This window comes from Egicoccus halophilus (assembly GCF_004300825.1).
GTDB classification, from domain to species: domain Bacteria; phylum Actinomycetota; class Nitriliruptoria; order Nitriliruptorales; family Nitriliruptoraceae; genus Egicoccus; species Egicoccus halophilus.
On the sequence record NZ_CP036250.1, the window covers coordinates 1,006,584 to 1,030,517 of the forward strand.

The 23,934-nt window shown below is 64.3% G+C and carries 15 protein-coding genes and 1 pseudogene; 12 read left to right on the forward strand and 4 right to left on the reverse strand.

Annotation, left to right across the window (positions count from 1 at the left end; genetic code table 11):
- Positions 1 to 92: 92 nt before the first annotated feature.
- Both istB and istA read right to left on the reverse strand, forming a co-directional pair.
- The gene (istB, locus tag ELR47_RS04615) at positions 93 to 866 is read right to left on the reverse strand and encodes an IS21-like element helper ATPase IstB (protein WP_130648829.1); all 774 of its coding nucleotides are present in this window, start codon (positions 864 to 866) and stop codon (positions 93 to 95) included.
- A pseudogene (gene istA / locus ELR47_RS19230) lies at positions 863 to 2,352 on the reverse strand (IS21 family transposase). The gene istB and the pseudogene istA overlap by 4 nt, the downstream one beginning before the upstream one ends.
- 259 nt (positions 2,353 to 2,611) lie before the next feature.
- On the opposite strand from istA, the gene ELR47_RS04625 reads away from it, so the two are divergent.
- The 3 genes from ELR47_RS04625 (at position 2,612) to ELR47_RS04635 (ending at position 4,464) form a co-directional block, all read left to right on the forward strand.
- Positions 2,612 to 2,890, forward strand: coding sequence for a hypothetical protein (locus ELR47_RS04625; RefSeq protein WP_130648830.1), 279 nt, complete (start codon positions 2,612 to 2,614; stop codon positions 2,888 to 2,890).
- 100 nt (positions 2,891 to 2,990) lie between these two features.
- Entirely contained in the window at positions 2,991 to 4,223 is a 1,233-nt protein-coding gene (locus tag ELR47_RS04630; RefSeq protein ID WP_229730690.1) for an IS256 family transposase, read from the forward strand.
- 46 nt (positions 4,224 to 4,269) lie between these two features.
- Positions 4,270 to 4,464: a hypothetical protein gene (locus ELR47_RS04635; protein ID WP_130648831.1), complete on the forward strand. Its 195-nt coding sequence runs from the start codon at positions 4,270 to 4,272 to the stop codon at positions 4,462 to 4,464.
- Positions 4,465 to 5,365: 901 nt separating this feature from the next.
- Here the strand turns inward: ELR47_RS04635 and ELR47_RS04640 are convergent.
- Complete coding sequence (locus ELR47_RS04640) at positions 5,366 to 6,127, reverse strand: hypothetical protein (protein ID WP_130648832.1); 762 nt, start codon at positions 6,125 to 6,127, stop codon at positions 5,366 to 5,368.
- Positions 6,128 to 6,204: 77 nt separating this feature from the next.
- Here ELR47_RS04640 and ELR47_RS04645 point away from each other — a divergent pair, with 77 nt between their 5' ends.
- The 9 genes from ELR47_RS04645 to ELR47_RS04685 all read left to right on the forward strand — a co-directional run bounded on the left by ELR47_RS04645 (position 6,205) and on the right by ELR47_RS04685 (position 21,292).
- Complete coding sequence (locus ELR47_RS04645; RefSeq protein WP_130648833.1) at positions 6,205 to 6,888, forward strand: hypothetical protein; 684 nt, start codon at positions 6,205 to 6,207, stop codon at positions 6,886 to 6,888.
- Positions 6,889 to 7,091: 203 nt separating this feature from the next.
- Complete coding sequence (locus ELR47_RS04650) at positions 7,092 to 9,059, forward strand: ParB N-terminal domain-containing protein (RefSeq protein ID WP_165403845.1); 1,968 nt, start codon at positions 7,092 to 7,094, stop codon at positions 9,057 to 9,059.
- A 275-nt stretch (positions 9,060 to 9,334) separates the two neighbouring features.
- Positions 9,335 to 10,483 (forward strand): cysteine desulfurase family protein, encoded by a 1,149-nt coding sequence (locus ELR47_RS04655; protein WP_205745444.1) that lies wholly within the window; start codon positions 9,335 to 9,337, stop codon positions 10,481 to 10,483.
- Complete coding sequence (locus ELR47_RS04660) at positions 10,483 to 11,541, forward strand: DUF4007 family protein (RefSeq protein ID WP_130648835.1); 1,059 nt, start codon at positions 10,483 to 10,485, stop codon at positions 11,539 to 11,541. Before ELR47_RS04655 ends, ELR47_RS04660 begins: the two co-directional genes overlap by 1 nt.
- Before the next feature lie 2 nt (positions 11,542 to 11,543).
- The gene (locus ELR47_RS04665) at positions 11,544 to 15,092 is read left to right on the forward strand and encodes a hypothetical protein (protein WP_130648836.1); all 3,549 of its coding nucleotides are present in this window, start codon (positions 11,544 to 11,546) and stop codon (positions 15,090 to 15,092) included.
- Positions 15,085 to 15,939: a phosphoadenosine phosphosulfate reductase domain-containing protein gene (locus tag ELR47_RS04670; protein ID WP_130648837.1), complete on the forward strand. Its 855-nt coding sequence runs from the start codon at positions 15,085 to 15,087 to the stop codon at positions 15,937 to 15,939. Before ELR47_RS04665 ends, ELR47_RS04670 begins: the two co-directional genes overlap by 8 nt.
- Before the next feature lie 250 nt (positions 15,940 to 16,189).
- A complete protein-coding gene (locus ELR47_RS04675; RefSeq protein WP_165403846.1) occupies positions 16,190 to 18,376 on the forward strand; it encodes a DEAD/DEAH box helicase family protein in 2,187 nt (728 codons plus the stop codon).
- A gap of 289 nt (positions 18,377 to 18,665) precedes the next feature.
- Complete coding sequence (locus ELR47_RS04680; RefSeq protein ID WP_130648839.1) at positions 18,666 to 20,786, forward strand: AAA family ATPase; 2,121 nt, start codon at positions 18,666 to 18,668, stop codon at positions 20,784 to 20,786.
- Complete coding sequence (locus ELR47_RS04685; RefSeq protein ID WP_130648840.1) at positions 20,783 to 21,292, forward strand: hypothetical protein; 510 nt, start codon at positions 20,783 to 20,785, stop codon at positions 21,290 to 21,292. Before ELR47_RS04680 ends, ELR47_RS04685 begins: the two co-directional genes overlap by 4 nt.
- On the opposite strand, the gene ELR47_RS04690 is transcribed toward ELR47_RS04685, so the two are convergent.
- A complete protein-coding gene (locus ELR47_RS04690; protein WP_130648841.1) occupies positions 21,279 to 23,846 on the reverse strand; it encodes a helix-turn-helix domain-containing protein in 2,568 nt (855 codons plus the stop codon). The two genes, ELR47_RS04685 and ELR47_RS04690, sit on opposite strands and share 14 nt — an antisense overlap.
- Positions 23,847 to 23,934 lie beyond the last annotated feature (88 nt).

The following is a 23,934-nucleotide window of genomic DNA, read 5'->3' on the forward strand; positions in this document are numbered from 1 at the left end:
GACATCGGGATCTCCCCGGTGGCGGACGTGAGACCTCCCCGGTGGTGGACAGCAGTTCTCCCCAGCCGCGGACATGAGATCTCCCCACGGGGTCAGGCCAGGGGCGTCACCCCCTTGCCGTCGCGGGCTTGGGCGAACCGGTAGGAGTCGCCGTCGGTGACCACGACGTGGGCGTGGTGCATGAACCGGTCGACGGCGGCGGTGGCGATGGTGGTGGGCAGCAGCTGGTCGAACCCGCCGGGGTGGATGTTGCTCGAGATGGCGACCGAGCGACGTTCGTAGGCGGCGTCGATGACGCGGAACAGCGCTTCGGCGGCCTCGGCGGGGACGGGGAGCAGCCCGATGTCGTCGATGACGACCAGGTCGGCCTTCAACACCCGATTGACGGCTTTAGCGACCGAGTCGTCCGCACGATGTCGGGTCACGAGCCTGCCGAGGGACTCGATGGTGAACCACGCGACCACCAGCCCGTCATCGATCGCGGCCTGACCGAGGGCTTCGAGCAGATGCGACTTGCCGGTCCCGGACGGTCCGACCACGGCCAGGTTCTCGGCCCGGCGGACCCATTCGAGGGTGCGCAACGCCTGCTGGGTCGAGGGCGGGATCGTCGAGGCGTCAGCTCGCCACGTGTCGAAGGTCTTGCCGGTCGGAAACCCGGCGCGGCGCCGGCGGTTGCGGATCGTGGCGGCGTCCCGGCCCTGGGCTTCTTCAGCGAGCAGGACCCGGACGAGCTCGGCAGGTTCCCAACGTTGCGCTTTGGCGGTGGGCAGCACGTCGACGGCGGCCTTGCGCAGGTAGGGCAGCCGCAGCCGTCGGGCGAGCGCTTCGACCTCGGCGTCGAGGGCTTGGGACTTCGAGACGGTCATCGGCCGACCTCCGCCCAACGCGACGTGCCGGTCTGCAGCGAGTGCCCCTCGACGAGCGGGACCACGACCCCGTCACCGTTGCTGCGACGCCGATGCCGCAGAATCGAGGCGAGATCGCCTTCGGCGAACCGGCCGGCCTTGGCGGCTGTGGCCAGCGCGGCGTCGACCTCGGCCTGGTCGTAGACCGCGGCGAATTCGACCGCCTGGTTCATCTTCATCCGAACCCGCGCGGTCCTGGCCGCAGCGGCGGCGGTCAACCAGGCCGCCGCTCCCGGGCCGAGCGCGAGGAACGCGGCCTCGCCCGGCGTGCGAGGTGCCGGGCGGTGCTCGAGGATCTTCGACGCCGACCGGGGCGGGTAGTGCGATAGATCCAGCCGCGGCGTGCCGGGGGTGGAGACCAGGTGGCGGGCGACCTCGGTCACGCCGTCACGGCCCTGGTGGGCGATGACGACCTCGTCGCCGTCGACGCGGACGAACACGGTCTGGTCGATCAGCTGGTGTGGGACCGAGTAGCGCACCCCACCCAGCGAGATCACCGAACTGCGCGACACACCCGGGTTTCGCCCAACGCGGCCACGTAGGGGTCACGGGGCACCGGGTGGAGCCGTGCCTGTTCCTCGGCGAGCATGTCGACCGGGGGCCGGCCGGTCTCACGATGCGGGCGGGCGTTGATGTGCTCACACCACATGGCGGCCTCAGCCCGCAGCTCGGCGAAGCTGTGGTAGGCGTCGCGCAGGTTCGCCGTGGTCGGGACCAGATCCGCCTTCGCGATCCGCACAGTCGCTTCCGAGCCGCCCTTGGACTCCGGATCGGCCGGCACGCAGGTGGTGATCTGGGTGCCGTAGTGGCGGCCCGCGGCGGCCATGTCGGGATGGCGGACCGGGATCCCGGCGACATGCTCGGCCGTGACGGTCTTCTCGTTGTCGGTCAACGTGTAGGTCGCGATGCCCTCCACCCGACGGAACGTCTCGTCCAGGCACGACAGCACGGTCGGCAGGGTGCGGTCCCACACCGGGATCACCACCCGGAAACGGCTCCACGCCAGCCAGGCACAAAACAGCAGCGTCGCCCGCCCGGCGATCCTCGGTCCGGTGCCCCAGTCGAACTGCAACCAGCCGCCCGGTTCAGTGATCCAGGGCCGATACACCCGACGTCGTCCCGCCGCGTAGTGGTACTTGGCCTCGGCAACCGCCCGGCGCGTCGTGCGGTCGGTGCCGTCAAACCCCATCGCGGTCAGCCGCTCGTGCACGACATCGGCCCGGATGTCGCCCTCGGAACGTTCGACGAGCTCTTCGATCTTGGCCCGGTAGCCGTCGATCATCGACGGCCGCGGCACGCTGGCCGACGGGTCGGCAGCCGCGGCACGGCGCTCGACGTAATGCTTGACGGTGTGGTGGTCGCAGCCAGCCAACCTGGACGCGCCGCGGTAGGTGCCCACGAGGTCGTAGGCCTCCAAAATCTCCATGATCTCTCCGGCAGACTTGATCCCGATCCCTCCTGGTCGGCGACGCTTCAGCACCGCCGTCGTACCGGGAGGGATCACTCGTTCACGACAACCGTGACGAGCACGATGGACAACACCGGGGAGATCTGATGTCCGCGGGGAGCTTTCGTGTCCGCCACCGGGGAGGTCCGCTGTCCGCCTACGGGGAGAATCTCATGTCCGCCGACACCGTGTCCTGCCGCTGAGAGGCGCCAAGAACGTCCGGGCGATCGTCGATTCCGAGTTCCTCGGTCGCCTCGGGATGCCGCTGTTCGCCCTGCTCGACAACGTTCGGGTAGAGACGCTTCGCGGGGGTGAGCCGGAGCGCCCTACAGACGAGGAGAAGCTGATCCTCTCGCTGCTCAAGCAGGCTCCTCGCGATGATCTCGAGTTCCTCCCGTACTCCGAACCCGACATCATCGCCGCATTGCCCCTGGTGACCGTCGTTCGCCGCTTCGACGCGGTGACCGCCGATCGCCTGGACTCCGATGACGGCTACTGGACCGCAGAGATCGCCCGGTGGCGCCGTGAGGTGGGGTGAGTCCCACGTAGTGGTGTAGGAACAGGCCCGCCGAGTCCTCACGGATGTAGGCGGGCCACCGTGCGAATCTCCAAGCTCCTACACGAAGAGGTTCGACACGATGGCCCACTACGAGTCTGCCCTATCCGATCTGGCTGAGCTGCTGACCGGCACCGACGCGACGCTGGCGAGTTCGCTGGCCGACATCCTGGCCGCCGCCATGCAGGAGTTGATCGAGGCCGAACTGACCGGCCGGATCGGCGCCGAGCACGGCGAGCGGGCCCCGACCCGCCTGGCGCAACGCAACGGGCATCGCCCGAAGCGGCTGTCCACCCCGGCGGGTGATCTCGAGGTCGCGATCCCCAAGCTGCGCAAGGGCAGCTTCTTCCCCGAGCTGCTCGAGCCGCGCCGGCGGATCGACAAGGCCCTGTGGGCGGTGATCATGACCGCCTACATCACCGGTACCTCGACCAGGAAGGTCGACGATCTGGTCAAGGCGCTCGGTTGCGACAGCGGGATCTCCAAGTCGTCGGTGAGCAGGATCTGCAAGGGCATCGACGCTGATGTCACCGCGCTACGCACCCGCCGGTTGGACCATCAGCCGTTCGTGTACGTCTGGCTCGACGCGACCTACGTCCATGTGCGCGAGGGCGGGCAGGTCGTGTCCAAGGCGGTCGTGATCGCGACCGGGCTGCGTGCTGACGGCCACCGTGAGGTCCTCGGGGTCGATGTCGGCGACTCGGAGAACGAGACGTTCTGGACCGAGTTTCTCCGCGACCTGCGTGAGCGGGGCCTGGCCGGCGTGAAGCTGGTCATCTCCGACGCCCACGCCGGCCTCAAGGCCGCGATCCGCAAGGTCCTGCAGGGCTCTGGCTGGCAGCGCTGCAGGGTGCACGCGATGCGCAACCTGCTCGCGGTCGCCAAGAGCCAGCAGCGGTCGGTGATCTCCGCACTGATCCGCACCATCTTCGCCCAGCCCGACCGCGACACCGCCATCGCCCAGCTGCGTCAGGTCGTCGACCAGCTCGAGAAGCTCGCCCCCACCGTGGCCGAGCGGCTCGAGGCCATGGAGACCGACCTGCTCGCCTACACCGGCTACCCGCCGGCGCACTGGTCCAAGATCTGGTCCAACAACCCGATCGAACGGCTCAACCGCGAGCTCAAGCGCCGCACCGACGTCGTGCAGATCTTCCCCAACACCGAGTCCGTCATCCGCCTCGTCGGCGCGCTGCTCGTCGAGATGAACGACGAGATGATCGCCGCCGACCGCCGCTACATCGCCGCCGGCTCCGTGGCCGCGCTCCTCGAGGACGAGGACCGTCTACCGTCCCTGCCAGCAGCACCCCGGCACTGACAACCAACGCACGGTCCTACACCACGCCACGGGACTCCATCGTGAGGTGGACCTGACTGGCATGCGGGTTTCATTCAAGCGCTGGATCGCGGAGGAACGACTCGGGCTGTCACGCGGGACCGACCTCGTCCCCGAACTGCTCGGCCGCGTCGTCGATGAGGACGAAGCGTCGCCGGCGCTGCGCGAAGCGATGAGAACACTCGAGGCCAACCTCGCAACACGGCAGCAGTACGGACTTTGAACCGTCCCAGCAGCGCTGGAGCCGCCGGCCCCACTCCAGACGGACGGACAGCGGGTGCTCCGTCACCTACAGCGGTCTATGCCACTGCCCGCTGCAGGAAGGCAAGCGCCTCGAGGTTGCTCGACTCCCCGGAGCGCGGCCAGACGAACCTGTCGACCATGTCATCCCCCTTGGCTGCCGCCGCTCAGACTGTCACCCGGCGGTGCGCTGTCCCGCAAGCGCCGTACGCTGCGTCTCCGACTGGAGAAGACCTGTGGTGGCACCGTTCCTCACCGAGTTCCTCGTCCCATTTCTGGCCTCGCGGGGTCACTTCGACGGCCCGAACAGGGGTGCAGGTACCCCTGCACCAGGCCTCTACCTGCGGAGATGCCGAGCTCGTAAGGTCGGGGGGCGAAGCGCCACGCAGTCCCCCCGCTACCACGAAAAGGCCCTTCGGGGCCTTTTCGCATTCATGGGTGCCGTATGGGTGCCATGGTTTTGGGAGGCGACGAACACGCTCCGTTACCGCCGGTCTGGGGGCGGCGTGTGGTGTCCCGGGACGTAGTTGAGGCATTGGCTCCGGTACCCGGGTTACAGGTCACGGACGCGGTTCCGGTTCCTGTGCGACGGTGGCTGTGCGACACCTGGGGACGGTTTGGCTCGGCTTGCTTGACGTCATCGACGTCGAGAGTCCGTTCTGCAGGACACCGAAAAGCCCTTCGCCGCCTCCTCTGATCTCAGGCGTGTAAGGGTTCAGCTGCGCGACGAGCATCGCTCCGTCGCGCAGCGCCCCGCACGATCGCTGGCGGCCGACCCAGCGGTGAGCCCGACTTGGTCTCCTCGTTGGGGTACAACCACTTCCGCCGCCAGTAAGTCGGTCCATGCTTGCATCTTCAGGCGTGCGATCTTCACCGGCTAGGGCTCATGCCGGCGACTCGAGTAAGTCCGCTCGGCGGTTGTTCCAGTCGACCCACGTCACATCACTCTCTGGCGCGAAGTCCGCAGGCGCCGGCGACGGACAAACAATGAACCGGCAGTGCGCTCCGCTAGGGCCCTCGACTTGACGCGCGAGACGCTGGTGCTGCCGAAGCTTGTCACTGCGTATGGTGACTGCAGAGAGGACGGTGGCGATGCAGCTGATGCCATCGAGCGAGACCCAGCGAACATGAGGCACAGGGCTCTCCGCAATCTGGACTTCCGAACAGCCGCTGCTCTCTAGCCACGCGGCGAGCGATCCTGCACTCAACTCAACGCCGTCAGAGTCGTCGTGCCGGTGGGCGCGCACGTTCGCATCTGCCGAGCCGACGTGAAATGGGTCCCTGAGGACAGGCGGATGAGCGCGCGAGTCGCGATCCGATGATACTTCCGTTAGCCGTTCGATCTGATACGCGAGACGTTGTGACAGGTCCGCTGTGAGCGACCGAATCTCGGCGAGAGCTGTTTGTGTCTGCTGATTTAGGTCAGCATTGGCCGCCTGCTGCTGGGAAGCAGCGAAGAACTGAGCTAGCGCGATCATCAGCTGCGAGAGCAGGCTAACGACCGCGAGGACGAGCGCCACAACCGCGAGAACGTCAGCGTCCCTGGTCCGCAGGACAACCACGAGCGCAAGGGCGAGCCCTGCCGAAGCCGTGAGCCCTGCCACGGCTACGCCAAACCACGTGACCGGTGCGTTGCCGTTTCCCACGGCGCCCCCTGCGTGCAATCGAAATCGGACGGCTAGGCTACTCAGCGGCAACCGGCCCTAGAAGGAACCCTGCACTGGTGCCCATCCCGGACGGAATTTTCCTCGGCAACGGCGCCCGTACCGACGATGCGCCGGAGTCGCCGGGCGTCTACGCGTGGTTCGTCCACACTCGGCCAGGGCGAGAAGACTGGGACAAGGCTCCAAGTGTGGGAGGCGAGAATGTTGGACAGCAGCGATTCATCGCCTTTCTGAGGGCGCTCATGCGTCCGCACTCTGACGAGACACTCACCGTGTCGATGCAGGGCAGCTTTGGGCAACAGTGGACGGGAGAGGTGCGGACGGGAATCGACGAATCGGACATGCCTGAAGATGGCGACCGATACCTGTCCGTCGTCAGCCAGGATGCCCAACAACGGCGACGTTTGCTCGAAGCTGCGCACATGTTGACACCAATCTTTTCGCCACCGATCTATATCGGCGCGACGGACCGCCCCTTGCGAACACGTCTGACCGAACACATGGTCGAACTCGATCGGCTCACCTCCGGAAGTGCCGACGGGGGCGACGGCGCCTCGACAACCACAGAAGGAAAGTTCGCAATACGGGCGGCGCTAGCAGATCTCGCCCCAGAGTCGCTGACGTATGCCTGCATGCCGATGCTGCCGGTTGCCGGTGAAAGCCCAGAACAGTTTCGCAGATTGGTGTTCTCGCTGGAGCACTACTTGAACCGCAGCTGGCGACCGTCGATGGGACGAAAGTGATGTCAGATAGCGTATTTGGACTCTCGGTGGAACGCTATCAGTATACCGAAGAGGTATCCGGAAGATTTGGCAGCTTCTCGAGCGCTAGTGGACGGGTAAGCTACTTACTGACAAGTGCAAAAATTGGTCAGGCCGGGGCAAGTCAGTCCACGTCGCTAACCGAACATCTTAGGCCTGTCCGGGAAGTATTGCCCGTCAGCCGCATGAACTTCAATCAGTTGTTGCAGCGAGATATCGATGATCATCGCGTTGCTACACAGATGATTCCCTATCTCTTTCGGAACCCGTTGCAGAACACTCCGTCGTTCTTCCCACCGATCCTCGCGGTCATCCTACCCATAACAAGAACAGCGCACTCGGGCTACTTTCCTGATGTCGTCGGAGATCCGGCGACATCCGTTGAGGTCGAAGGCGGCCAATGGCGTCGTGAGGAATACGGAGAGTTTTTCCGCGTAGATCGCCTGCTTGACGGCGACGGCCAGGAACACTTCTCCCGCTATGCGAGACTCAGTTGGCATCGGCGCAATGCGTCACTGGTCGTTCTAGATGGTCAGCACCGTGCGATGGCGCTACTTGCGATTCATCGGACCGTCAACGATCTTTGGGCCACTGATTCTCAAGCTGACTTGTACAGGCATTTCTATGAGGAGCCTGTGAGACGTCTCATGGCCACCGGTCTTCCAGAGGATCTCGAGATACCGGTCGCCTTGTGCTGGTTTCCGGAAGTACGGGGAGCCGATTCAGATCCGGTCGCCGTGGCGCGCCGCGTATTTGTGGACGTGAATCAGACCGCTCGTCCACCGAGCGAAGCGCGATTGATCCTTTTGTCGGACGACAACTTGATTCACATCTTCGTACGCGCGACTCTTAATGAGCTACGCGGTGAAGCCGATGAATCGGAGTCATATTCGGTGCCGTTGTACGCAATAGACTACGATAATCCTGAAACCCAAACACGCACGGCCCGATGGACCGTGCTGACCACTGTTGGAATTCTGAACGAGCTTCTCGATCGAGTGATTCATGGGCCACCGAAAGTCATCGAACGCCTTGACGTGAGTTATGGGCGGGGCCGCGGGAGGGACGCGCCCCGCGAGGCTCGCTTCCGGGCACAGCTTGGTGTCTCAGAGTGGCCTATCGAAGTAATTGAAGGCGAGCGAATCTTCCGCAGATCCAGTGTCACGGCCACGCACTTCCCATCGAGTCGGCGTAGCGATCTCGAATCGGCCTACCTCGCAGGCTGGGGCACGTCGACGCTGCGGCTCTTCTCCGAGGTGATGCCCTACAGGGCGCACGTGGACGCCCTTCGCCAGATGCGCGGCGCCTGGGGGCCTGCCGGTACCGAGGTTGAAGGGCTGGCGAAGGAAGCTGTTTTCGAGGGTGTGGGCATGTACTGGGTGCTCAAGGACTCGCACGACTATTACACCACTCGCTTCGGAAGCAGGGATGTTCCAGACTCTGCCCAGGAACTCGTTGCGGCATGGAACCTTCTTCGTCAGAAGGAGAAAGAGTTCGGTCGCCTGCGCGCGACTTCCCTAGGTCGTTCGGAGCTCTCTGACGAAGCGGTGCTCTCCTGCAACCGCATGTACGACGTTTACCGGACCGCGGCGTGCCAGCTCGGCATGCTCCTCGCGGTGGCAACCATCGCAGATCGGGCTGGTGCTTACGGTGATTCGATAGTCGCGGTTGCGAACGATTTCATTGCCGGTGTAAACGGCTACTTTTCGGCCGATGCGTCGTCCTTTCCGGACGCCCCGTGGACTGTGATGAGCTCTCGCGTTGATGACGCGGTGAACCGCATCACCGACATGAACACCCCTCGAGGTGTCGAGTTTAGATACTTCTGGTTGGAGGTTCTTGCCGCAGGAATGCGGTCATCGTCGGATTCGCGTTTGAGCGAGATCGATATCCCCGCGCTTGTTGGTGAAGCTCGCGTGGGCTACTTCTCGTATCGCGTAAAGGAACGCGACGCTGAGTTGCGGAGGCTGGATCCTCTCCTCACTCGTGACGACGCAAGCCAGAGGGCTCGTGACGAGGTTCGTGCGGAGCTGCGGGCGGGTCTAGAAGCGTGGTTTGGCGTATCCAGTGAGCAGTTCGCCGCATGGTGGTCTGCCACGGAGGAACTTCCTCGCGACGACGAAGCCCAAGAGTCAGAGGACGAGGATGCCTAACTGCGCGGGCGAGGCGCGAGCGTGACGTGAGCTCAGTGTGCCGGTCGAGTCCGAAGGGCCGTACTCGACAGCTGCGTTGGTCCTGAAGGCCCCCGAGGAACGTGCCTAGGCACCTTGCGTGCGGCCGGGCTCGTACGGTCCGGAGCGGAGCCGTGTGCCTTGGCGCGTCGGAGAGGAGCCGTCCAGAGGCGACGACGCGGCTTGCGGATGTCGCCGGGTAGCCGGTTAGGGACAGATTCGGTGCACGGTGTCAGGCACCTAGTACGGTCCGGTGCGTGGGTATCTACCTCGACAACAATGCAACCACGCCGGTAGATCCGGCCGTGGTTGATGCCATCTTGCCTCATTTCACATCCGGGTTCGGCAACGCCGCTTCAACGCACCCACGTGGTCGCAGGGCTGCAGCGACGGTTGAGACCGCTCGCGACGACGTCGCCGATGCCCTGGGCGTCGACTCGCGGCGGGTCGTCTGGACCTCCGGCTCGACCGAGGCGCTCAACACCGCCTTGAAGGGCCTAGGGCGGACTCGCGGAGCTCGGGACCAGCTGATCGTCGGCGCCACTGAACACAAGGCCGTCCTTGACGTCGCGGAGTGGCTCGCAGCAACGGATGGCGTCGACGTCTTGACCGTCGCGCCGCGCCCGGACGGGGTTGTGGACCTCGATGCCCTATGCGCGGCAGTGACGGACCGAACGTTCGCCGTCGCCGTCATGGCAGCCAACAACGAGACGGGCGTCATCAACCCAGTCGGCGAGGTGGCCGAGATCGCTCGGCGGGTCGGCGCTGCGTACGTTTGCGACGCGACGCAGGTGCCCGGCAAGTGTTCGCTCGACCTTGGTGTCGCAGACATCCTCGCCGTCTCGGCGCACAAGGTCTACGGTCCCCAAGGGATCGGAGCGCTCGTGGCTCCGCGGCCTGGCAGTCAGTTCAAGCTGGAGCCGCTGCTGCATGGCGGGGGGCACGAGCGAGGGCTTCGTTCGGGGACCCTCAACCTCCCGGGTATCGTCGGCTTCGCGGCCGCACTCGAGCTCGCTCAACGGCGCATCGACTCCGACCTACCTCGGATGGCGCAGCTCCGCGATCGACTCGAGGTGGGTCTCGCCAGCCGACTCGGCGGTGTCACAGTCCACGGCAAGGATGCACCGCGCCTACCGAACACATCCAACGTCAGGATCGAGGGCGTGGACGCCGACGCGATGGTTGTCAACACACCGGCTGTCGCCTTCTCCTCGGGCTCGGCCTGCACTGCGGCAGTTCCAACCCCGTCGCACGTCCTCACCGCGATGGGCCTGCCGACCGAAGCAGCGGAGGAGAGCATCCGCCTGTCCGTGGGTCGGTACACAACCGAAGAAGAGGTCGATCGGGCGATCGAGCTACTCGCTACTTCCGCCGAACGCCTCCGCGAACTGAATGGAGCTGCCTAGTGAGCGTCGCCATCAAGCAGTCACTTCACGCGACCTTCGGACGGCACGAGACCTTCACGCCCCGTTACAGCTGGCTCAAGCGGGGCTATGACGCCGTCGCGGATCCGGACTACCTAACAGACCTCCGTGCGCGCGACGGGGAGTACATCTTCAACGACGATGACGCTCACCACCGCCTCGGCGTCGGGAAGAACCAGGCCCGCTCGATCAGGTTCTGGCTACAAGCCTTCCGGCTCATCGAGGAACAGAAGGTTCCCGGCCGCCGCGCACCGGCTGGCGAGCCCACGATCCTTGGCCAGTCCCTCCTGGACACTGTGTCCGGGCTCGACCCCTGGTTGGAGGACACTGGTACCTGGTGGTTGCTCCACTGGATGGCACTTTCTCCGGGCGGCTACTTGCCCGTATGGTGGACTGCCTTCCACACGTTCCCCGCGGTTGAGTTCACGATCGAACAGCTTCTCGAGCACGTGCAAGCTCAGGTCGAGACGACCTCGACGTGGAATCAGCCGAAGCCGGCACATCGCGGCACGGTGAAGAAGGACGTGCTGGCCCTGCTGCGCGCGTATGCCGGTACGTCTGGTTCGCGTAGGCGGGACGCGCTTGATGACGATCTCGACGCTCCGCTCGTTCCGCTCACTCTCATTCGAGAGACGGACGAGATCGGCCGCTTCCGCTTCGGTGTCGGCCCGAAGCCGGGGCTTCCAGCGGCCGTCGCAGCGTTCGCGTGTCTCGACTTCCTGTCGCGCACGGGAAACACCGCCCGACAAGTGCTGGTGGCCACGCTTGCCAGCGAGCAGGGGGGGCCGGGGCGGGCGCTGAAGCTGACGGAGCGCGATCTTGCTGACCTGCTTGCTCAGGCGGCGGAAGAGGCGCCCGGCCTAATCGGGATGGTGAATACCGGCGGCTCCGAGGCCCTGGCGGTTATAGGAGACGAGTCGTTTGGACTAGTCGCGGCACGCGTGCTTCATGCTCACTACCGACGGCTCGGCGCCTCATCACCGGAGCCGGAAACGCCGTACCTGCCGAGTGCGCAGTTCCATCTCGGAGACTGGACATGACCATGACTCGGCTGGACGATCACGTACAAGTTCGCGGTCGCTTCGCTCGATCGGTCCGCCTCGATCGTGACGGCGAACAGGAGAGCCAGATCGAGGGCTACCTCCCGACCGCTCGTAGCCTCGAGGTAATACGGCGCGTCGTGGCCGGAATGGCCCGAGACGGCGGGTCCCGCGCTTTCTCGATCACGGGCCCCTACGGCTCGGGTAAGTCGTCCCTCGCCGTCTTCCTCGATGCCCTGCTCGGGCGAACCAACTCTGGCTCGCACAACAACGCACTCCGCCTCCTGCAGGAACATGATCCGGCCACCGCTGAACAGCTTGACGTGGCACGCCGCACCATGGGTGCCGGAACGGGCGGGTTCGTGCGAGCAGTAATTACGGCACCGCAACGAGAGCCCATCACGACGACAGTCCTACGGGCCTTGGATCGAGGTGCTCGCCGTGCTCGGATAGCCAAAGAAGTCCGTGAGAAAATCGCCACGGCTCTCGAGCGCGCGATGTCGCCGAGGTTCGCCTCGCCTTCCTACCACGAGGTTCATGAACTCATCACGGAGCTGGCGAAGCGCAAGCCGATCCTCCTGATTGTGGACGAATTCGGCAAGAATCTCGAGGCGTACGCGGAGTCCGGTACCGAAGGAGACCTATACCTGCTGCAGGAACTCGCTGAGTGGTCGTCCGGGGAGCGGCGTCTGCCGCTGGTCCTCGTGACCATCCAACACTTGGCGTTCGAGGCGTACGCAGTCGACACATCGGCGGCGCAGCGTCGCGAGTGGGCGAAGGTCCAAGGCCGTTTCGAGGACATCTCATACGTCGACTCGGCAGCTGCCACCCGCGGCCTGATCGCCGCGGCGCTCGAACACTCGGCCGATCGCGGCTACTTGGACCTGAGGGGTGAGGCGGTCGACGAGGTTCTCGCCGAGGCCGAAGATGCGGGCCTTGCCACCGTGGCCAGTCGCGAGCTCGTCGAGTCGTGTTTCCCGCTCCATCCGTCGACCCTGCTCGTCCTTCCCGCGTTGTGCGCCCGCTACGGACAGAACGAGCGGACGCTGTTCTCATTCCTTGCCTCGGATGAGCCCCAGTCGCTGACTTCCTTCACTCGGAGTACTCGGCTCGACGGAGAGGCGCGTCCGTGGGTGAGGCTTGACCGTGTCTACGACTACTTCGTCGAGTCGGCATCGACATTCGTAGGCGCTTCGCGAGACGCCAACCGATGGGTCGAGATCGAGACAGCGATTCGGGACTCACACGGGCTCTCGTCCGCCCAGCTCCGGGTCCTGAAGGTCGTTGGCGTCCTGAACCTGGTGGCCTCGGCCGGTGCCCTGCGTGCGTCGGCGGATCTCATTGAGTTCGCGCTCAGAGGAACTGAGCCGGCACTGGCCGATTCGAAAGCGGTGAGGGCGAGGCTCGGTGAGCTTGAGCAGCTAGGCATCCTCACCTATCGAGATTTCGCCTCCGAGTATCGAATTTGGCAAGGCTCGGACTTCGACATCCCAACTGCCCTGACGAGTGCGCGACGCGAGCTCCGGCGAGGGTCGGTGGCGCAAGTCCTTCGGGACACCGTGCCTCTGCGCCCCCTTGTCGCTGCTCGGCACTCGATCAAGTCCAACGTCATGCGAGCGTTCGCCCGAACCTTTGCCGATGAGATGACCGCACGGGTTGAGGTGCCTCGGCCGTCGGACGTCCGCGACGGCGTTCTCGTCTACGCGTTGAGCAGTTCTGGGACTCGGCCGTTGCCGGAGGATGAGGCCTATCCCGTCGTGGTCGTGGAGCCGACGACTGAACACCTCGACGCGATGCTCGCAGCCACCATCGAGGTCGCGGCACTTCGGGTCGTGCTCGAGGACCCCAACCTTCAGGCGGACGATCGCGCGGCGAGGCGGGAGCTCGCGGAGCGACTTGCCTTGGCGAGGCAGGTGCTCGAACACCGGATCGGCATCGCATATGGCACTGATGCTCGGTGGGTCTGGGTCAATCCTCCGTCGGGCGACGAACGGGACTTGAAACCACTGCGCGGGTCCGACGCCTTGTCGGATGTCGTCGACGAGGTCTACAGCGAGAGTCCGGTCGTCCGTTATGAGGCTATCAACCGTGCTGAGCTGACCTCGCAGGGTGCGAAAGCACGGCGGATTCTCTTGGAAGCAGCGTTGACGCCGACCCGCGCCGTCGAACCCCGCCTTGGTCTCGAGGGAGATGGACCCGAGGTAGGCATGTTCCGTGCGGTCCTCCAGGACTCTGGACTTCACCGCTCGGGCCATGGTTTCGCGGCTCCTCAGCCGACAGAGGACTGGATTCCGGTGTGGCGACACCTCAACCAGACCCTGCGCCAGGCCATCGGCAACGCCATCTCGATCCGACACGTACTTGATGAGCTCATGCGCCCCCCGTATGGGTTGCGCTTTGGCGTGGCGACGGTCGTGCTGACTGCCGGCCTCATCCACAACGCGCACGACATCGCGGTCTATGAGCACGGCACCTTCAAGCCGCGGCTGGATGCCGCGATGTCTGAGCGGATGGTGCGGAACCCAGACAACTTCGCCGTCAAACACCTCGCATCGAGCGGGGAGCAATCGAAGCGGTCTCAGACAGTTGAACTCTTGACAGAGGCGCTGGCAAGACCGGATGTCCCGACGCCGGATAGATCGACCGTGCTTTCCGTCGTCTTGCTACTCCTCCGCCCGTTCCACATCAGTGGGACTACGTACACGCGCAAGTCCAAGCGATTCTCCGCAGTGTGGGATGCCACAGTGGATCAGGACCGTGTCTCCATGACTCGCGCGGTCCGAGATGCTTTGGTATCGGTCCAGGAACCGGATGTGCTGCTCTTCGAAGCTCTTCCCCACGCTGTGGGTTTTGGGTCCCTTCCCGCGTCGGGGCGGGGTCCAGACGCGATGGGTGATTCGGAGATTCCGGAGTTCGTCCGCCGAGTCGCGCGCGCGGTCGAGGCGATCGAGGATGCGTACCCGGCGCTGTGTCGCCGGATCGTGGCGGTTGTTCTCGGAGCCGCTCACGCCAAAACTCTCGAAGTAATTTCGGGAGATGCCGCCCTGCTCGATGACGTCGAACTCGTGAGTCCCCCGGTCCGGACGTTCACTGGCCTAGCGCGGATGGCGTCGAGCCTCGACGAGGCCACTTTCGCCCAACAGGTAGCCACCGCAGTCACGGGTACGCCGCCCTCAGAGTGGATCGATGCAGACATTCCAGGCTTTCTCGCCCGTATCAGGGAGGTGGCATCCTCTTTCCGGCGCGTCGCCGCTCTCGCCCACGCACGGCGGACCCGTGCGCAGACGGGAGACGGCTTCGACGCCTTCGCTCTTGACCTGACGCGCGAAAGTGGCGAGCAGGTGTCCGAAGTCGTGGCCGTGCGCGCGACGGAGCTCGATGCCTTGGCAGTCCATGTCACAGACCTCGTGGAGAATGCCAGGACGACAACCGGCGATGAGGCGTCAGCGACGCGAGCGTTGATCGCGATTCTCGCTGCACGCCTGTTCGATCAAGATGGTGCCCAGCAACCAGAAGTTTTCGACGAGAAGACGGAGCGACGGCATGCCTGACAGTGTCCGACACATCTGCGGTATCTCTGGCGGAAAGGACTCCTCAGCGCTGGCCCTCTACCTTCGCCGGACCCGCCCAGAACTAGATATCGACTACTTTTTCTGTGACACGGGCGCCGAGCTCCCGGAGACGTACGAGTATCTGACGAAGCTCGAGGCCGCCCTCGGCCAGCCCATCACCCGGCTGAACGCGGACCGTGGCTTCGACCACTGGTTCGAAGTCTTCCGAGGCGCCCTGCCCTCACCCCAGATGCGTTGGTGCACGAAGAATATGAAGATCAAGCCGATCGAAGAGTGGATCGGCGACGATCCGGCAATCTCCTACGTCGCCATCCGGGCGGACGAGTCAAACCGAAAGGGCTACGTCTCCACGAAGCCGAACATCAGTGCGGTCTTTCCATTCGTCAATGACGGCATCGACCACGATGGAGTGATGCGGATACTCGACGACTCCGGGATCGGCCTGCCCTCCTACTACGAGTGGCGAACGAGGTCCGGTTGCTACTTCTGCTTCTATCAGCGCAAGTCCGAGTGGGTCGGCCTCGCCGATCGACACCCCGACCTGTTCGAGCGCGCCAAGCAGATCGAGCGGAAGGTCCTGACCGAGGCCGGCCTCACCGGTGATGCGTCATACGACGACTATGCTATGGCCGGCCGCCAGTACACCTGGTCACAGGGCGAGACGCTCGATGAGCTCCTCTCGAGGCGGGATGAGATCATTGACCGTCACCGCCAGGCGATGGAACGAGCGAAGGAACGGAAGCGAGATCTTCCGCTCGTCGATGCGCTCAGTGAGGCGCTAGACGCAGACGACGACACAATGGCCTGCACAGTCTGCGCGCTTTGACATCCACGAATAGGAGTGTTGGAGCGACACTACGGGGTCGCGGGTTTCGTTCGATCACGCCACTTGATGCGCTATTGGGGCGACGGTAGTCACGAACACCACCGAAAACGTTACCGAGCGCGCTTAGGGCACGCGATACTTTCCATGGTCGACGCGCTTCGACCGCGGCACTGCAAGGGAAGACGGTGCGGAGGCGTGTACTATTTCCACCAGGATTATCGGACTTGAATGCGCATCTAAGGAGATGGGGATGGGGCTGCCTGACCTCGATCTCGGGAGCAGGACCTATCGATTGCCGCGCGATCCGCTCGTCAGCGACGTCCTCAACCCTTGCTTCGCCGAGGCGTACAGAGTCCGCGGGCAGTTCGCCTACTTCACGTCGCATGTGCTGGGTCAAGTGTCGGCTGGGTTGACGGCGTTCCTCGCTCGCGAGGATGAGCCTCCACCCATAGAATTCGTCGTATCGCCTTGGCTGTCCGACCAAGACGCCGCCGCGGTGCTCGAGGCAGCCGCCGACCCGCGCAGGGTGCTCGAGGACGTACTCCGAATGGGGCTGCTCCGCGCACCACGGAGCCTCACCGTCGACGCGGTCGAGGAGCACACCCTTCGGTGCTTCGCTTGGCTACTAGCCTCCAACCGCCTACGTCTCGATATCGCAGTGGTGCCTGGTGGACGGTTCCACGAGAAGACATGGGAGTTCTCCGACCGCGAACGCGCCGAGGGACATAACGGCCATGTGGTCTACGTCGCGGGGTCAGCGAACGCGACCCGACAGGCTCTGCGGGTCAACAGCGAATCGATGTCCGTGTTTCCGTCGTGGGTGGCCGGCACGGAGGGGCACGTCGGGCCACTGAGGGAGAGCTTCTCGGACGTGTTTGAGGGGCGCTCGGTTCCGCTCTACCCGATGAGCGACGCACTGCTGAATGAGTGGATCGAAACCTGGAAATCCGATTTCGAGCCGACCGAAGAAGACCTCGAACGTGCAGCCAGGAAGGTAGGTGACCTCTGGCTCATCGCCGACCCGGTGGCCAAGATTGAGGTGCCGCATGTGTCAGCGAGCGACGGAGAGCCGTTCATACCCGAATGGCTGAACTGGACGAGGCCTCCCTACGAGCACCAACGTGAGGCAGTCTTGGCTTGGGAAGCTGCGGGGCGTCGTGGCGTCATGGAGATGGCGACAGGCGCTGGCAAGACGTGGACCGCGTTGGTGTCAGCCGTCAGGGCCCACTACGAAACCGAGGGACCGACGCTCCTGACGATCGCAGTCCCTTTCACGCCCCTGCTTCACCAGTGGGCCGAGGACTGTTCTCGTTTCGGCATCGATGCCGCTCTCCCGACCGCGAGCTCAGGGAGTCGTCTCGGGAAGTTCTCCCAGTTGAACGAGCTCATAAGCGAGCTGACCCTCGGGGCACGGAGCTTTGGCTGCGTCATCGTGACGCACCATCTTCTCGGAGATCCGGAATTCGATGCGTTGGTTCAGGACGCCGCGGACCTTGGGGTCGCGACCATGCTCGTCGGTGACGAGGTCCATCGGCTTGGTGCGACACGTTTCATCAGCGACCCTCCTGAGGGCTTCGCAAAGCGACTCGGACTCTCAGCCACTCCTTCGCGACAGTACGATGTGGAGGGGACCACGCAGATGTACGGCTACTTCGGCGACACCGTCTTCGAGTACGGCCTCGACCAGGCGATCGGGTCTTGCCTCGTCGAATACGACTACTACGTTGAGGTCGTCCGACTGAACTGGGATGAGGTCGAGGAATTCAACGAGCTGACGCGGAAGATCGGGGCAGCCTATCGCCCAAACGCCACCTTCAGTGAGAACCCGGCATACGCCGCCGCTGTGCGTCGACGCCGAGCGTTCCTCGACACCGCCGCCGGGAAACTGCCGGCGCTCGCTCGAGCCCTAGAGCGGTACGGACCCTCCCCGCTCTCGCACACGTTGATCTACTCGAGTGCGCGTGAGAGCAGCCAGCTCGGTGAGGTGCAGGATCTGCTCGATGGCCGCAATGTCTCGAACGCCCGAATCACCTACCAGGAGACGCCGAACCTCCACTTGGTGCAGGAGATTGTCGAGCGTTTTAGAGCGGGTGAGATCGCTGTGCTGAACGCGATGAAGGTTCTCGACGAGGGTTTCAACATCCCGGAGATCACGACCGCCTTCCTGTTCTCCTCGACGGGTACGGAGCGCGAGTGGACTCAGCGGCGTGGGCGAGTCCTGCGCATGGCACCTGGGAAGGGCCGAGCGACTATCGTCGACTTCGTCGTTCTTCCGCCGGCTGATGCGGAACCGACACCAGCGGCGCAGCGATACATCGACGGGGAGCTCGTGCGTATCGAAGCCTTCGCGCGTTTCGCAGCGAATCAGCACGCAGACGACGGCGCGGCTCGCGTGATCACGCAGCTGCTCCGGGAAAGCACAGGAGGCCAGAGGTGACTACGGCATCGCGCGACCGAGAGCGCGCCGCAGCGATCGGGAACACGGAAGCTCTCGGCGAAGTTCTACGCCGCGAGACGGCGGCCGTGGCCGAGGCCCGGGTCTGCGCTGGCGGCGAGCCCTGGGCGGAGTTGCTCCACTCTGATGAGTACGCTCGCATCCTCGGCGCGTTCATAATGAACTTGATAAATAACGAGCGTACAAACGCTACCGAGCGGGGCGTCGCAATTCATGACCTCAACGCGAACGCCCTGACTCAGGCGGTTCAGCAAGTGCGGCAGGGGCAGACGTGATCAGGTTCAAACAGATTCGCCTCTCGAACTTCTTGGTCTTCCGTGACGCCGTTGTCGACTTCGCGACGGACGGCCGAGTGACCGTGCTGAGGGCAGAGAACGGCAGCGGCAAGACCACCTTCCTGCGGGCGATGGAGTGGGCCATCTACGGCGACGAGTCTCTCCCTGGAGCTCGGAGGTACCGGCTCCACCCGCCAGATCACCGCATGCCGGAGGATGGCCCCATCCTGGTCTCCGTCGAACTCGACGTGGACGTGGAAAGCGCGGATGGTCTCAAGGAGGCCACGATCCGGCGCTTCTCCGAGGTGAAGCCGTCGGAGGACGGCTGGGAACGGACGCTCTCTGAGGCGGAGTTCACGTTCGCTGACGGGACGGCTGGCGACGAGGACACCCTTGAGACGCTTCTCCCGTGGCGGCTGCGAGAGTTCTTTTTCACTGACGGAGACAAGGCTACCGACTACGTCGGTGGACTCGATGAAGAGGAGCTCGTCTCTTCGAGCAAGAAGGCTGCCGCCTCGAGCCTGCGCGGCAACGTAACCGAGGCAGTTCAATCCTTGCTCGGGCTCGATCTCATCGATGCGGTCCGAGCCAAGGCCGTGCAGCGATCAAAAGACCTTGACAAGGAGCTGGCGAAGTCCACTGGAAGCGGCGCCCTCGCTGAAGCCAGTCAGAAGCAGAGTGAGGCGCAGGAGCACCACGCCAGAATCAAGGTCGACCTCGCGAAGCACGAGGAGGAACGCCGAGCCCTCGCCGCAGAGATCAACGACCTCGAGGAGCGGCGAGATGAGCTCTTGCGCTCCGGCGACCCGGATGAACTTCAGCGACAGGTTGCTAGAGCAGAGAAGCGGCTGAAGAAGAGTCGCGAGAAGCTCGCGCTGGCTGAGCGCGAAGAAGCGCGCACCCTCACATCGGCTCCCTTCACGTACACCGCGGCTGCTCCCGCGCTGATGGATTTCGTCGAGCGCGCGGAGCCTCTCGTTGAATCGGGAGTCGTTCCCGCCACTTACCTTTGGTGGGTGCGGAGGCGGCTCGAAGAGGGCATCTGTATGTGCGGGTGCGGCCTCGATCCTCAGGGAGGGCCCGCCGACCGCGAGCGCCACGAGAACGTCACGAAGTTGGTCGCGCAATCCGAGGAGGAAACGCGTTCCGCGAACCACGCTGGAGACCTCTATTACCACCTTCACGGTCAGCTCGAAAGCCTGCAGCACAACAGCTGGCTCGAGCAGCTCGCGACCTCCGCTCAAGCCCAAAAGGAGGCCCGCGACGAGATCATCGACGCGGAGCGCAACATCGATGATCTCGAACCTCGACTTGCCATGGTGAAAGACTCACCAGTCGAAGGCCTGCGTAGGCAGCTGTTGACCTTGCGTGAGCGTGACAAGGAGCTCGACAAGGCGATCGCCGGCCTCGCGCGTGAGCTCAAGGCGGCCTACGACGACGTCGTGACGGCGGATCGACAGCTTGACGCTGCTCGCCGGAGGGCCCACACCGCCGGTGACATCAGCATCAAGTCTTCCCTCTACCAGGACCTCCTTGAGGTCCTTCGCCGAGCCAAGACGTGGCGTACGGTCGAAGATGTCGAAGCGTTGTCCTCGCGAATGAACGATCTCTTCAGGGGCATGATCGGCAACCATGAAATTCTCGCGGAAGTTCGCGTCACGAGATCCGATACGGAGACCTTCGAGGTGGCAGGTATCGGGATCGATGGTAGGCGGATGGATGTCGCCCATCAGTTCAACGGGGCCTCAAAAAGAGCGTTGACTAACGCCTTCGTGCTCGCCCTCGGAGAGACGGCAGGTGTTCGTGCTCCGCACGTCATCGATACACCGCTCGGCATGATGGACCCCTCAGTTCGTCGCAACGTCTTCGAGGTCATGAGCAAGGAATGCGTCCAGCTCGTACTGTTGTTGACACGATCTGAGATCAGTGGCATCGAGGAGATGCTCGATGCATCGAGTTTGACGTTGACCGTGACGAATCAGGGTTCAGGCGACCTAGTGAACCGCCAGTTCGACGACACGCGGTCGGTGGTGTGCGCATGCAGCCACCGTGAGTACTGCCTCGTCTGTGAACGTGCTGGCGACGAGTCGAGCTCACTCGTGAGGAGGTCGGCGTGAGTCGTTACGCCCAAGGCTTCAATCCCTACACCGGGCCACTTACGCTGCCGAAGCACGATCGCATGGAGTCGGCCAAGCAGGCGTTCGTCGCTGGCAGCGAGAAAGTGACGGCAGCGAAGCCCTTTCCTCGGGTCTTCGATCTGTGGTCGACTGCCCTCAAGCTCGCGGTTGCCGAGGAGCTAGACCCGCCCGAAGGCGAGAAGCTGGAGGTACGGCGCTTCCACGACAACATCGGTGTTCTCATTAGTGGAGATATTCCGCTGATGGCCTTGATCGCGACGGTCGCAGTGCGCCACGGCTATCGCTACGAGGGCATGCCGTTCGAAGAAGCCATTCAGATTCTTGATGAACCGTCCGCGCAGATTCAGACCGCCAACCGATACGCGTACGTCGGCGCGACGCGGCTTCTCGAAGTGCTCGAGCGCCAATCGACCGCGCCAGGTCCGGCGGTCACGCGGCACTTCCAGAAGCTCGTGCAACCGCGGCTCCTAGCTACAGGGCCTTGAAGATCTCGTCGAGGTCCGGCGGCAGGCCGGCTTCGCTTGCGTGCGACCGGAGCTCCCGAACAAGCGGGCCGTCGGAGCGTTGCTCGCAGATGGCTATGGCGTCGTCGATGGTTCCTGACTCGTCCTCGACGCCAAGAGCCCACAGCACGGCGGACAAGGTTGGGTGATCATCGGTCAATCCGCAGAGCAGTGAGGCGAGTTTCATGTGGGACTGCACCCGACCCATCAGCTGTTTCGTGACCCGGTGAAAGACAAGCGTGGCGTCGATGTCGACACCGATGAAAACGTAATCGCCCGGCTGACCCCGAGATGCCTTGCGTAGCGCTCCGACCCGCTGCACGCTGAATCCTGTGCCGTACTTCGTCGGTGCGAGCTCGACGCTCGTGCCGTCAGGAAGGGGCACTGAGGTGAGCGGCTCCGTGCCGATGCCGTTCATCTCGAAGAGCTCACGAGGCAACATCACATGCGTGTCGCCGGTGCGCACGGACCACCGCCAGTTCCATCGACCGTCGAGCTTGAAGAGCGGGGTCGGCAGCACCGGGGCTCCCTTGATGCTCGGCTTCGGCGGCATGTTGCTCTCCCCACTGGTGGCGCCAGCGCTCTCCGTAGACGTCAGCTTGGCTCGCACCGTCCACTGCTCGCTGGACCGGCGCGCGACACGCAGGTCGAGGTCGAAACTCCTACCCGCGATGACGAGGTGGGTTGCGATGGCACGTACACGGTCGAAGGGCTCGGGCTCGTTCGAGTAGCGCCGCTCCTCGGGCAGCCACCGGTGAGCGGGAGCGAGACTCAAACGTTCTTCGCCGAGAAGGACGGTCTCCGGCAGTTCGTTCGTCTCGCTGATCCGAACGCCGGCTCGCGCTGGCTGGCCCGTGTCGGGGTCGGTGAGTACGAAACCGATAGCCCCGCCCATCCTCGTCTCGCGGTCGAGGAAGAGGTGGTGCCCCTCAACAGTGAGAGCGATAGCGGTGGGCAGCGACGGTCGACTGCTCTCTGGTTGTACCTCCGCATCGTGGGCGGCACCCGGCGGCTGTTCGGAAACGGTGCTCGGGACGGTGACGTCTGAGCCGATTGCTGCGGTGACCCGAACGGAGCCCTCGTCAGGGCGAAGGGCCTCGAGAGAGCGCTTCGCCTCGTCGACGAGCGACTGTCGCGGGATGTCGAAGGCGGGCTCCGCGCCCGAAGCTGTGCGGGGAGGGGTCGACAAAGAGGACAAGTTGATCGCACGAACCACGCCTCGTCGATGATCGAAGCCGGCGGCGAGAACGTCGTCGCCTCGTGTTGCCGTTGCGTAGGCGTCGAACCGACGCGCGGAGCCGGTACCTCGCTCGTCTAGGAGGAGCGCGCTGCGATCACTGACCACATCTCGGAGCCCCTCCAGGACACGCCGGGGTTCAGTCGGAGGCCCATCGGCTCTGGCCGGGGAACCGTGGCCAGTTTGCGGTTCGTCAGCTAGACGAAGCGCTGATAGGGCCACCGCGTAGCGTTGAGCGCCGTGGCGGGTGGCGGCATCGTGCATCAAGCGGAGGGCAAGGTTCGCGACCAAGGGCATACCGGCGTCGCGACCTACATCGGCCTGCCTTTTGAAGTCGTCGGAAAGCCTCTCGAGTTCTCGATAGAAGCCGTAGGTGGCGAGGGCCTCGTGCAGGGGAGGATGGCCGGCGACCGCGACCCGCTCAGCCTGAAGTGGAGTGAACCCTTTCGCAAGAGCAGACATCCGCAGCTCACGGCGCCTGACCGAGTGGGCGTCCGAACCGTCGAACCAGTCGACACCGCGGACTTGATCCTCGCCACGGGACAGGTCGGCTTCCGTTTGAAAAACAGGGTCGGCGTCCTCGACCGGTGAAGCCGGAACCGCTGTAGCGGAAGCCTCACCAATGCGAAAGCGTCGGGCCTTGCAGGCCGCAGCCGAGATGCTGGTCAGATCCTCTGCGTAGCCAAGTGCGGTCTGCTGAACCGTACTGTCAAGCACCGGAGCAGCCTCGATGACCGCCTGCATAGAGACGCCGTACAACGACGCCATGGCCTCGGCCAGCTCATGAGTGAGAGGTTTGGTGCCCCGCTCGAGCATCGACACGGTCGCCTGTGCTGCGAGGCCGAGGCGCTTGGCAACCGCCTCTTGGGAGAACCCCGCGTCAACGCGTAGCTGGCCTAGCGGTGTGGAAGCTGATAGACGCTTCCCTGCGCTGGCGTGGGAAAGGGCTAGATGCACCGGCTCAGGGGAACGCGACGGTGTCTGCTCGACCGCGTCCGCGGACTCCGACGTTGAGGTGCTCGTCTGCAGTGAGTCGAGAGATGCCGGCGCCCGAGTCGGCGTCGGGGGCAGGGCCGGCTTCGCCACTACCGGGGGAGGCGGCATCCAAGAGATGTCCGTCGCGGTGAAGGGTTGCGGCGCGGCCCCGTGCTCGTTGGCCTGCTCCGGAACCCGACGGGTCGGCACCTCGAGCTTTGAGGCGGGAGGCGGGATGGGACCTGCGGCAGAACGATTCGACGACCGTCCTGGCTTCGGAGATATGATCCGACGCCACGTTCGCTTGCCTCGCCCCGCTGACATGATTCCCCCACGCCGTCCACTTGCGAAATTTCCGCGATCTCCAGAAGCCGTTAGCCTCGTCCCGGGGAGCCGAACGCATTCGTAAGCA

What these genes read in the sequence shown, in the direction of transcription:
- istB (WP_130648829.1), bottom strand. Translation starts at nt 866, where the DNA reads ATGACCGTCTCGAAGTCCCAAGCCCTCGACGCCGAGGTCGAAGCGCTC.
- ELR47_RS04625 (WP_130648830.1), top strand. Translation starts at nt 2,612, where the DNA reads ATGCCGCTGTTCGCCCTGCTCGACAACGTTCGGGTAGAGACGCTTCGC.
- ELR47_RS04630 (WP_229730690.1), top strand. Translation starts at nt 2,991, where the DNA reads ATGGCCCACTACGAGTCTGCCCTATCCGATCTGGCTGAGCTGCTGACC.
- ELR47_RS04650 (WP_165403845.1), top strand. Translation starts at nt 7,092, where the DNA reads ATGAACTTCAATCAGTTGTTGCAGCGAGATATCGATGATCATCGCGTT.
- ELR47_RS04665 (WP_130648836.1), top strand. Translation starts at nt 11,544, where the DNA reads ATGACTCGGCTGGACGATCACGTACAAGTTCGCGGTCGCTTCGCTCGA.
- ELR47_RS04670 (WP_130648837.1), top strand. Translation starts at nt 15,085, where the DNA reads ATGCCTGACAGTGTCCGACACATCTGCGGTATCTCTGGCGGAAAGGAC.
- ELR47_RS04675 (WP_165403846.1), top strand. Translation starts at nt 16,190, where the DNA reads ATGGGGCTGCCTGACCTCGATCTCGGGAGCAGGACCTATCGATTGCCG.
- ELR47_RS04690 (WP_130648841.1), bottom strand. Translation starts at nt 23,846, where the DNA reads ATGTCAGCGGGGCGAGGCAAGCGAACGTGGCGTCGGATCATATCTCCG.